Source organism: Streptomyces sp. NPDC006208 (genome assembly GCF_040613775.1).
Lineage (GTDB): Bacteria > Actinomycetota > Actinomycetes > Streptomycetales > Streptomycetaceae > Streptomyces.
Genome location: NZ_JBEXSW010000025.1, coordinates 44,232 through 56,708, shown reverse-complemented (window position 1 = coordinate 56,708; position 12,477 = coordinate 44,232). Strand labels below are relative to the sequence as shown.

The window sequence follows — 12,477 nt, the reverse complement described above, 5'->3', positions numbered from 1 at the left end:
CCTCGGAGAAAGAGCAGGCAGCTGCCGCCTGCAAACACGGCTTCGGTTTCCACCCGCTGCCGTGTTTCCTGGACCGAGGCCCACGACACGTGTTGTGGGCCTCGGCCCGGCTCGGCCAGGGCCGCTCGGTCTGCGACTGCGGGGAGGTCACCACTGAGTGACCCGGTGAGACCCCCTTCAGCTCCGCGGGTGCGGGTCGTCGGGCGGGCAGCCCATGGCGACAGCGTGCCCGAGCAGGTGCAGGGGCCCCGCCTCCACGCCCGCGGCCTCCATCTCCCTCCAGTGGGCGAGGGCGAGCGGGCCGTCCACCAGGCCGTGCACCAACGGCAGCCCGGGGCGAGCGGCACGCAGCAGCGATTCGAGGCGGCAGGAGGCGATCGTGCCGGGCAGCCAGGACTGCGCCGCGTACGCCGCCGCCGCGGCCTGCGGGAGCCCCTCCGCGATCCGCCGCTCGGCGTCACCGATCGCGAGCAGGCCGCCGCCGACGATCAGCACATCGCGGCGCTCCCGCATCCGGGACAAGGCCTTCGCTGTGTCGAAGCAGTGGGGGAACGAGTCGTCGACGACGATCGCACCGGGCCGCAGCCGCTCCACGTCGAGCACCGAGTCGCCGCCGCTGACCGCGGTGACGACGAGACCGGCCTCGTACACGACGGCCGGCAGCGCCGGATCGGACTCGTACACCTCCACGGCCGTGGCCAGACCGCGATCGAGCAGCCCCTCGGCGAGCTCCTTGAGGCGCGGTTCACTGCCCGCGACGTCGCACAGGATCAACCGTGCGGGCGGCCGCTGAGCGAGGGTCAGGAGCAGTTCGAGCGAGGACCTGCCGATGGAGCCGAGGCCGACCACCGCGACGGCGAGCTCGTCGAGCTCACGGCCGGATGCCTTGAGCGCGGCATGGACGGTCTTGACCACTGACACGGTGGTCGCCGCATGACCGGTGGTGACGGCAGCCTGCGTGTCGGTCTCCCGCAGGACCCCGAAGCCGTAGCCGGTGAGGGCGGGAATCATCCCGGCGAGCGAGACGCAGCGGGCGCCCAGGGAAGCGGCGTACTCCACGGCCCTGGCGGCACGCCCGGCGAGGTCGGACGTGGCCGGGAGTTCATCGGCGAACAGTGGCAGGCAGACGAATCCGGAACGGCCCAGCGGCGTGCTGATCACCTCGACCAGGCGCGGGCGCCCGTGGGGGAAGAGCAGATCCCGCAGTTGCTCACGGGACGGTTCAAGCGACGCTCCCGCCAGAGGTCCCGCAAGTGAGGCGAGATGCGCCGGTGCGGGGAGGTAGCCCACGAGAGCGGCGTCCACCGTGCCCGCCGCGGCGGACGTGACGACCGGAGGCACCGCGTCCGCGGCCTCGGTGAGCTGGTCGCGCAGCGCACGCGTGAACCTCTCGAAGGCCGCCTCCGTGAAGCCCGCCGCTGAGGCGCGAAGGACCACCCGCAGGCCCTCGGCCCCGACCGGGCGCACCGCAAGGAACGTGTCGGTGCCCACCGGCGGCGGGGCAAGTTCCGGATCGCTGTCGTCCCATGTGAGGCTCAACGTGTCCCCGCTCAGCGGCCCGAGAGCGGAGAAGTCGAGGAAGGTGAAGAGGAACTGCACGGCCGGGGGCAGACCCCCCTCCGTCCGGGTGGCCTCGCCACCATGGGTACGGGCGTCCGCCGCCTCGGCAGCGATTCGCCGCAGGTCGTCGGCGAAGGACCGGCCTGACACGTCCGCGCCGGGCAGCGCGGCCGGCCTCAGGGGCACGGCCGTGGCGAAGGGACCGAAGACGAGGTGCGCGTCGGGCAGGGCGTGGTCGCGTCCGGTGACGGCCAGGCCGAGAATCAGATCGTCCTGCCCGGTGAACCCGGCCAGCGTCCGGTAGTACGCGGTGAGCAGCGGGGCGAAGAGCGTCGTGCCCGCCTCGGCGGCGACCCGGCGCAATGCCGCGACCCGGCCGGTGTCCAGGGTGAACCCGGTGGACCGGTACGGCGGCGGTGCGAGATCCGCACCGGCCTTCCCGCACTCGGCGCCTCGGCCGAGCGCCGGGCGGTGGTACGGGGCGTTCAGGCGGGCCCGCCGTGCCTCGGCCTCCGGCCTGCTGCCGGGTGCGGGCACCGGAGGCTCCAGCTGGGTCACATGATCGCGGAACGTGCGGCGCAGCGGCGGGAGTTCGGCCGGTTCGCCGCGTACGAGACGGTCGTAGGCGGCGAGCAGTTCACGGCCGAGGAGCGCCACGCTGTACCCGTCGCCGATCAGGTGATGGGCGTGGACGACGAGCATGTGTGTGTCGGGGGCGAGGGTGAGCAGCCGAAGACGCAGCAGCGGCCACGCCCACGGCTCGAGGCGGCGCTCGCGCTCCTCGGCGATCCGCAGCGGCACCAGCCCGGGGTCGGCCGGCGTCTCGAAGTCGACCGGGATCCGCAGGGAGGGCGGGAGTTCCTGCTGGACCGGCGGCCGGGCGCCGGCGGGGAAGACGGTCCGCAGCATGGGGTGGCGTACGACGCAGGAGTCGACCGCGCGCTGGAACAGGTCGGGCCGGAGAGGACCGTGCACCCGCAGACAGGCCAGCCATGCCGAAGCGGCGTCCGGCGAGATTGTTTCGGCCAGCAGGAAGCCACGTTGGCTGGGCGTGAGCGGGAACGCGGTGGGGACGGTGCTGTCCGCTTGGACCGGACGGACGGTGCTCTCCGGGTCGACCACGCGGCTCTTGTCGTCCGCCGGGGTGCCGTCCACCGCGGCGGCGAGTGCGGCGAGCGTGCCGTGCTCGTAGATGACGGTGGGCCTGGGCAGCACCGGGATCTCGTCCCGGAGCCGTGCGAACACCTGGAGGACGAGAAGGGAGTCCCCTCCCAGTGAGAAGAAATCGTCCTCCCGGCTGATCCGTGGGACGTCGAGGAGTTCGGACCAGATCCGGGCCAGGAGGATCTCGGTCGGCGTCGCCGGAGGGGTCCTGCGGACATCGCCCTGTGCGGCGGAAGGGTCGGGCCCCGGGGTATCGGCAGAGGGCGACCGGGGTGCGGGTACGGCGAGGCCGCTGCGGTCGATCTTGCCGGTGCCGGTCAGGGGCAGTGCGTCGACGGTGTGGATCCGGGCCGGGAGCATGTATCCCGGCACGGTGCGGGTCAGGTGGGCCCGCAGGTCCGTGGGCTCCGGCGCCGGGTCGCCGAGGCGGCATTCGACGAAGGCGATCAGCCGGTCGTCGCGGTGGACGACGGCGGCGCGGACGACAGCGGGATGAGTCTCCAACACCGCCTCGATCTCGCCTGGTTCGACCCGGTACCCGCGAATCTTCACCTGGTCGTCGAGGCGCCCGAGGAACTCCAGTACCCCGTCCGGGCGGCTGCGGACCCGGTCCCCGCTGCGGTACCAGCGGCGTCCGCCGCGCTCGGTGAACGCGGCGGCCGTCAGCTTTGGCTCACCGAGATAGCCGGGGGTGAGACCGGTCCCGGAAATGAGGAGTTCGCCGGACTCGCCCGGGGCGCAGCGGCGCCCGTCCGCAGCCACCACCTCGACCTCCGTACCGGTGAGGGGGCGGCCGATCGGCAGCGTTCGTACGTCGTCGGCGGGGCGGCCTTCGACGAGGTGGCAGGTCGCGTTGATGGTGGCCTCGGTGGGCCCGTACAGATTGGCGATGCGGTGACCGGGGCCGAACAGGTCGTACCAGCGGCGGACATGGGCGGCCGAGAGGGCCTCGCCGCCGACGTGGATCCAGCGCAACGCCGACAGATCCGGCAGCGGCGCCCCCTCCCGTACACGGGTCTCCGCCGCCTCAAGCAACCGGGACCACAGCGTCGGCACCGAACTCCACACGGAGATCCGGGCCTTCTCGACCCGGTCCAGCAACGCCTCGGGGTCCCGGACCAGATGCCAGGGCACGGTGACCACGGTGGCGCCGACGAGCAGCGGCGCGAGGAGTTGGCGCACCGAGGCGTCGAAGCACACGGAGGCGGTCTGTGCGAGCCGGTCGCCTCGGTGGTACCCGAACGTGGCCAGAGCCCAGTCCAGGTAGTTCGCCATCGACCGGTGCGTGATCGGCACCGCCTTCGGGCGCCCCGTGGAACCCGAGGTGAAGATCACGTACGCGAGAGATTCCGGGTCGGTGGCGGCTTCCGCGTCGACATGGCAGGGAGCAGGTGACGGGTCGTCGACGAGGACGAGAGAGACCGGTGCGGCCTCGGCGAGTGCGGCAGCCGGCGCGTAGGTGGCGGCGTGGCAGACGAGGGTCCGCGCACCGGACCGTGCCAGCTGGTCGGTCAGGCGCGCCGGAGGGTGAGTGGCGTCCAGGGGGACCCAGCCTGCCCCGGCGCGGAGGATGCCGACGACTCCGACCACGGTGTCGGCGCCCGGCTCGGTCAGCAGTCCCACCAGGTCGCCGCCGGTGACGCCGGAGGCACGCAACCCGGCGGCCAGGGCGGCGGACGCGCGGTCGAGTTCGGCGTACGTGATCGTGGCCTTGCCTGTGTCGACGGCGACTGCGTCGGGGGTCGCGCGGAACTGGGCGCACAGGCGCGCCACGATGCCGGACCGTGGTGCCTGTGCGGGTGCGGGTGCCTGGGCCTGGGCCCGTGCCTGAGGGTCGGTGGACCAGGCGAGTTCGGTCAGTTCGGCGAGGTGTTCCCGGGCCAGCCGGTCCACGGTGGTCCGGTCGAACAGCCGGGCAGGGAAGTTCCAGGAGAAGCGCAAGGCCCCGTCGGACTCCCAGCACAACAGGCTCAGCCGGGTGGCTGCCGAAGCGGTTCCGGCAGCGGTCGGCCGGACCTCCACGGGACAGTGCGGATCCACCGAAACCGGAAAGCGCGAGAAACTGAACGACGCGGGGCTGACCGTACGCGGCCCGGCGCCGCCCGAGGGCAGGAGCCGCGCGAGGTCCAGGCTGGTGAGCCGGGCGCGCTTCTCGCTGGACAGCCAGGCCTCCCGCAGCCGTACGGCCAGGGCGTGGACCGGCTCGTCCGGGTCCACCGAGGCGAAGAGGGGCAGGGTGTCGGCCAGCGGCCCGACCAGCCGGTCGACGCCGGGCAGCCGGGTCTCGCGCCTGGCCCGGGCGACGTTGACGGGAACGTCACGCCGCCCGCTCCACCGGGACAGACACCGCGCGTACGCGGCGAGCAGCAGATGGAACAGCGAGACGCCGTGTGCTGCCGCCGCGTTGCGCAACGCGGCCGAGAGCTCCGGATCGGTGGCCACCTGGTGGGCGAGGAGCGGGGGCGCGGGCACCCCTCGCGGATCACCGTCGTAGGGCAGCCGGAGCGGCTCGTCGATGCCGGCGAGCGCAGCGCGCCAGTACGCCCGGTCCTCGGCGAAAGCGGCACCCGATCGCTCCGCCCGGAGGTGTTCGACGTAGGCGGAGAAGCTGGTTCCGAGGGGTGCGAGGTCCGGCGCCCGCCCCTCGGACAGCGCGGTGTAGACCGTCCACAGCTCCTCACCGACGATGTTCAGGCTGAAGCCGTCGGCGGCGGCGTGGTGGACCACCAGGACGAGATGGGCGGGCCCCGTCGCGGTACGGGCGAGCACCGCGCGTACCGGCGCCTCGGCGGTGAGGTCGAACGGGCGGTTGCACAGGGTCTCTTCGAGGGCTTCCAGCTCCTCGTCGTCCGCGCGTACGCCGGGCAGGTCGCGTACCTCGTACCAGGAGGGGACCGCGCCCTGGCCGGGTGGGACGGCGGCCTGTTCGGGCGTGCCGGCGTCGCTTCCGGGGCGGATGCGGATCCGGAGCATCGGGTGGCGGTCGACGAGACGTCCGAGCGCCTGCCCGAGCAGTTCGGCATCGAGCGGGCCGCTGATGGTCTGCCGTACGTAGCCGTAGGGGGTGATGTCCGGCTGAAGCCGGCCCTGGGTGATGAAGGCGAGCTGCACCGGGGTCAGGGGGAACGGGGTGTCGGCCGGCGCCTCCTGGCGGTGCCTGAGCACCTGGCCCGGGTGGGGCTCTTCGGCGTGGAGGTGGGCGGCGAGCTCGGCCAGAGTCCGGTGTTCGAAGAACAGCGTGATCGGCAGTGACCGGTCCAGCTCCTTCTCCAGGCGCTTGACGAGATCGACGGCCGTGAGCGAATCAAGGCCCATGGCAAGGAAGGGCTCGTCGACACCGATGTCGTCCGCGGCACGCTGGAGCGACACGGCAAGCAGCCGCCGCAGAACGGCCGTAACGCCGTCCGCCTCCCCGGTCGTACGCCCCGCAGCGCCGGCCGTGGGCGGGGGAGTGGGCGCAGAGCGGGCCGCTGCTCCGGAGGCGTTCACGGCGGTGGCCGCCGCAGGGGCGGGTGCAGGTACCGGTACGGCGCGAGCTGTCGCCGGCGGACGCGGCGCGGAGCCCGAGTCCGGGTCGGCGACGAGGAGTTGGGCGGCGTCGATGCCGCAGGCGAGGCGCAGCGCCTCCAGCGCGGCGCTGGTGCCCAGCGGCGCGGGCCCACGGCCGACGCCGCGTGTCGGCACTTCCGCTCGCGCGGCCAGACCCGTCTCGGCGAACGCGGCGAAGTTCAGCGCCTGCCATGGCCGGCCGGCGGCGCGTTCGGCGGCGGCGAACGCGTCGAGGTACGCGTTGCCGGCCGCGTAGTCGCCGAGGGCTCCGGCCAGGCCCGGCAGGACCGAGGCGACCGAGGAGAACGCCACGCACACCGAGGGGCGCAGGCCGTGCCGCCGCAGTCCGCGCGCCAGCAGCAGGCTTCCCCGCGTCTTCGCGGCCAGGACCTGCGCCACGTCCTCGGGCGACTTGGACCGCAGTGTGCCGGGGCGCACCACCCCGGCCGCGTGGAACAGTCCGTCCAGCCGCGGCAGGTCCGCCATCAGGGCGTCGACGCCGGCCTCGGTCGATACATCGGCGACGCGGTATTCGGCGACGGCACCGAGCGCCCGGAGTTCGGACAGCAGCCCGGCCGGAGGCATCGGGGAACGGCCGGTGAGCACCAGCGTCGGCCGGCCGCGCCCCGCCAGATCGCGGGCGAGCGCGCCACCGATCCCGCCCGCGCCCCCGGTGATCAGATACACGCCGTCGGCCGGCAACTCTGCCGACGCCGACGCCGACGCCGACGCCGACGTCGCGACGGCCTTCACGGTCCGGCCCAGGCGTCGGCCCGCACGCCAGGCCACGGCGTCCGACGGCGTTCCTGCCCGCGCGGCGAGTTCGTGGTCGAGCGCGTTCAGCCGCGCGGCGACATCGTCCAGCGAGGACAGGTCGACGCTGTGGGCCACGGTACCGGGCAGCTCCTCGGGCAGCGCGAGGACCAGCCCGGTGAGCACCGCCTGCGCGGGGCGCAGGCGCTCGGGCACGACACCCGTGGCGTGCACATCCTCGGTGACGACGAGTACGCGGGGCCGGTCCTGCGCGAGCAGGGGCAGCAGTTCCAGAAGGCCCGTCACCAAGCTGTGCTGAACGGCGTCGAAAGCGGCCACGCTGTCCGGATCGGGCGCCGGCCCGGCGAGCAGCACGGCCACGTCCGGCCGGGCCGCTCCCTCGGGCAGCGGAGCCCCGGACCGGTGCACCGTGACGCCGCGGCCCGTGAGCCGGTCCGTCAGAGCGCGGGACAGCGAGGAGTCCGGACCGGCGAGCAGCACCGTGCGCGGTCCGGTGCCGACGGTCAGCGGCGCGTCGTCCCACACGAAGCGGTGCAGCAGCGGCCGGGGCGCGGGCTCGGGCCAGTACCGTCGGCGCTGGAACGGGTAGGTGGGTACGGCGACACGGGCGTGCCCGGCGTCCAGCGCCGTACGGTCCAGCCGCACGCCGCGCTGCCAGAGCCGGCCGGCGGTCTTCAGCAGGCCCCGGGCACCGTCCCCGTTCCCTGCCGTCAGCGCGACCGCGTCGGATCCCCGAGCGTGTGCCGCAACGACGGCGCGGACGGACCCGCCCAGGGTGGCGGCGGGACCGAGTTCGACGAACGTGTCGTACCCGTCGTCGAGCAGACGCTCGACAGCGGCGCCGAAGCGGACCGGCCGCCTCGCGTGCTGCCGCAGATACTCCGGGTCGAGTGTCGGCTGCCACTCGGTGGTGACCGTGCTCATCAGCGGTGTCACCGGCGGGTGGAGGCGGAGGGTGGCAGCCGCGTCGGCCAGCGGGCCGAGCGCCGGGCCCATCAGGGGCGAGTGGAACGCCCGGGACACGTCCAGCCGCCGCACCGCCACACCCAGGGCGGTCAGGTGGTCCACGGCACGGTCGACAGCTTCGGGCGTCCCGGAGATGACCACCTGACGGGCGCTGTTGACCGCGGCCACACCGAGCGCGCCCCGCGAACCGGCCACCAGCGCGGCGACGGCCTCTTCCCCGCCACGCACCGCGGCCATCGCGCCCGGGGCGCACAGGTCCGCCATCAGACGTCCACGTTCGGCGGCGAACCGCAGGGCGTCGGCAAGCGTCAGCGTCCCGGCGACGCAGGCGGCGGCGATCTCACCCACGCTGTGCCCCGCGACGGCGTCCGGCGTGATGCCCCACGCAGTCAGCTGGCGGGCGAGAGCGACCCCGTACGCGACGAGGATCGGCTGGGCGAGATCGGTCCGGGCGAGCGCGGCGGGAGAGACGTCGGGGTCCAGGCACCAGGCCGCGAGGCTGCGGCCGTCGACCTCGCCGACCAGAGCGGACGCCTCGTCCAGGACCTCCCGGAAGACAGGCGTTCGCGAGTACAGGGCGCGGGCCTGTCCGGGACGTTGGGCACCCTGTCCCGGCAGGAGGAAGACCAACCGGGGCCGCGACCGCATCTCGGTGCCGGGCGGCTGTGCCTCCAGCCGCGCGGCGAGGTCCCCGTCGGCCACGACGGCCAGACGGTGGGACCCCTCGTCGCGGGCGGCGGCGACGGCGGCGCAGATGCCTCCTTCGTCGAGCTCCGGGTGCTCGTGCAGATGCCTCACGAGATCGGCCGTGGCGGCGCGCAGGCCATCGGCACTGCGCGCCGACAGAGTGAGCAGCCGCGTGCCCTCGGGCACAGGCGAAGCGGGCAGCGGCCGGGCGGGCGGCGCTTCGATGACCGCATGGGCGTTGGTACCGCCAAAACCGAACGCGTTGATTCCCGCGGTCAGCGGACCGGGCGCCTCCCAGTCGCACAGCTCGCCGACCACCGCGAAGCCGGACCCGTCCAGGTCCAGGTTCGCCGCGGGCGGCGTGTGGTGCAGGGACGGGGGCAGCTGCCGGTGCCCGAGCGCCAGCACCACCTTCACCAGGCTCGGCATTGCGGCGGCGTTGAGAAGATGCCCGAGATTTGACTTCACCGAGCCGAGCAGCCGGGGGCGCCCGTCGGCGCGGGGCCGGAAGGCGTGCGCGAGCGAGCGCATCTCGACGCGGTCGCCGATCGGCGTACCCGTGCCGTGGGCCTCCACGTACGACACGCTGTCGGGATCGATGCCCGCCTCGCGGTACGCCTGCGTGATGACCTCACGCTGCGTCAAGGGATTGGGGGCCATCAGGCTCAGCGAGCGGCCGTCGTTGTTCACCGCGGTGCCGCGCAGCACAGCGAGAACCGGATCGTCGGCCTCCGCCGCATCGTCGAGGCGCATCAGCACGATCGCCGCGCCGCCCTCCCCGGGGACGAATCCGTCTGCCGCGGAACCGAATGCGTGGCAGCGCCCGGTCGGCGACAGAGCCTGCGACTTCTCCAGCAGTGCGTACCCGGTGGGGGTGAGGTTGAGATGGACGCCGCCGACGACAGCGATGTCGCATTCCCCCTGCTGCAGGCTGCGACGGGCCAGGTGCAGCGCGACCAGGGCGGATGAACACGCCGTGTCGACGGCGAGCGCGGGACCGGTCAGGTCCAGGCAGTGCGCGACCCGCGCGGCGAGCAGGTTCGGCAGATTTCCGGTCAGTGCAGACGCAGACAACCCGGCTTCCCCGTAAGCCTGTTCGAGCAGCTTCCGGTACCCGCTGTCCCCGGCCGCGGCGAACACACCCACCCGGCGGCCCCGCCTCCGCGGGCCCGCGTAACCGGCCCGCTCCAGGGCCTCGTGCGCGAGTTCCAGGAAAAGCCGTGCCTGCGGGTCCGTCGCGCGGGCCTCCTCGTCGCCGATGCCGAAGTAGCCGGCGTCGAATCCGGCAGGATCGTCGAGGAACGCACCCCACCGGGCCTCGGCCTCCACTGCGGTCGACCACCGCCCGGGGGGTACGCCGGTGACGGCGTCGTGGCCCTCGGCGAGCCGGGCCCAGAAGGCCTCGGGCGTATCGGCTCCAGGGAAACGGCAGGCCATGGCGGTGATCGCGATTGCGGGTCGGCCAGGTGCCCCACCCGTCTGCTCCGGCGCGTCGATGTGCGCGTGGGCGACACCGATGGAGGCGAGCACATGGCCGGCGAGCGCGGCGACCGTGCCGTGGTCGCGCACGTCGGACGGCCGAAGGGTGATGCCGAACGTGTCCTCCAGCGCGGCGAGCACTTCCATGGCCTTGAGCGACGAGCCCCCGACGGAGAGGAATGCGTCGTGCGGGCCGATCGCGGTGGCGGGCAGGTCCAGCACCCGCGCCCAGATGGAGCGGACGGCCGACTCGATGTCCGCGCGGGAGCGGGGCATGGACGCCTCGATGGGCTCACCGGCCCCCGTAGCCGCATCGATCGCCTGTCCGGTCCCCGCCGTCCGTGTCGCCCCCGCCGCCCGATGTGCCTCGGCCTGGCCGTACGCCCCGGCCTCGAACCGCTCCCGCATCACCGCCCGCCGCAACTTCCCGCTCGTCGTGCGGGGGAACGACCGCGCGGGCAGCGCCAGGACCTGTACGTCGTCGTGGCCCAGTGCCTCGCCCACCCGGGCTGCGACCTTGTCGAGCACATCACCTGCCGCAGCCGCCCGAGACGGCCCCGACGCCACGAAGACCACGACCCGTTCCCCGCCGCTCACCGGATCGGTGGAGCCGACGACCGCGACCGGACCGGGCGGCAGCCCGGGTGTGCCCGCCGCCACCTCTTCCAGGTCAAAGGCGTGGAACGTACGGCCGTTGACGAAGACGACGTCCTTGAACCGGCCGGTCACGCAGAGCCGTCCCTCGTCGAGGAACCCCATGTCGCCCGTGCGCAGCCACCCGCCGGCGAAGGCGGCCGCCGTCGCCTCGGGGGAGCGGTGATAGCCGCGCGCGACCTGTGGGCCGCGGACCACGATGTGTCCCACCCGGCGGTCGCCCAGTGGCTCGCCCTCGTCGTCGGTGATTCGCACCTGACACCCCGGCACCGGGTGTCCGACGTCCATCAACTCTGTGGCATCCGGCCCGGGTTCGACGATCTCCGCCCGCCCCTGGCCGAGTGCGGCCCGGTCCAGCACGAGGGGCCGCGCCACCTCTCCCGGTGGCGGGAAGGCGACGGCCAGCGTCGCCTCCGCGAGGCCGTAGACCGGTTGCGGCGCGTCCGCGGCGAGCCCCGAGGGCCGCATCTTGTGGGCGAAAGCACGCCACACCGACGGGGAGATCGGCTCCGCGCCCACCAGGATCATCCGAACGCTCGTCAGATCGATCCGGCTGAGCGCATCCTCCGTGAGCCGCCGCTCCACCAGCGCCAGCGCGAAGTTCGCCGCCGAAAGCAGGGTCGCCCGGTGACGCGCGGCCGACTCCAGCCACAGCGCGGGCCGCTTCGCGAACGACAGCGGCCCCAGCTTCACCTGCTTGAGCCGTGCCGCGAGCGGCACCAGGTGGGTGCCGATCAGGCCCATGTCGTGGAAGTACGGCATCCAGCTCGCCACCACGTCGTCCGGCCCGATCGCCGCGGCCACGCGGATCTGTTCCAGATTGGCCAGCACGGCGGCATGGGTCAGCTCGACGCCCTTCGGGGACCCGGTGCTGCCCGAGGAGAACTGCAGAAACACCACGTCGCCAGGGGCCGGCACCGGCAGGGCCTGCGGCGCGGCGCTCTCGCGCAACTCGGCCAGCCGCAGCGGACGTACCGTGTCGGGCAGGGCCGGGAGCAGGGGCGCGCAGGCTTCGTCGACCGCGACCGGGGGCTGGTCGAGAAGCTCCCACACGGGGAGCACCCGCCGCGCGTCGGGCGCCAGCGGAACCGGTATCAGACCAGCGGCGACAGCCCCCCAGAACAGCGGCTGGAACTCGTCGCTGCGGTCGGCGAGCAACACCACGGGACTCCCGGGCGCCAGACCGGCAGCGATGAAGCCTCCTGCCACCCGCATCGACTCGTCCCGCAACTCGCGGTAGGTGACGACCTGTTCGCTGCCGTCACCCCGTACATGCACGATGGTCTGATCCGGCGCCTCCTCCGCCGCGCCCACCAGTACATCCAGCAACGCCGTCTCGCCGTTCGGTCCCCGCACCTGCGCCCCTGCTCCCCGCTCGGTCCGCTGCTGGGCCGCTCGCGGCGTCCGCGCGAGAAGGACGGCCCACCGCCTGTTCTGTCGAGATCATGACTGATCGGGCGAGCGGTCGCGGAAGTCAGGGTGCGAGCAGACCGTCACGGCGGGGCGCCCCGCCGTCGCGATCGACGTCGTGGAGCCCCCTCAGTGGGGCGACGTGTGGTCACCCGTGCCCAGCCGCGCCGCACGGTCCTCGGCGGGCGCGTTCGAGGCGCCTGCGGTGGACGGCCGCAGGCCGACAGAGCCGGG

Annotated in this window: 1 protein-coding gene; it reads right to left on the bottom strand. The window is 73.7% G+C overall.

The window, feature by feature from the left end; genetic code table 11:
* Nucleotides 1-177: 177 nt before the first annotated feature.
* Entirely contained in the window at nt 178-12,189 is a 12,012-nt protein-coding gene (locus ABZ208_RS21395) for an amino acid adenylation domain-containing protein (protein WP_356911041.1), read from the bottom strand.
* Between the last annotated feature and the right edge of the window lie 288 nt (nt 12,190-12,477).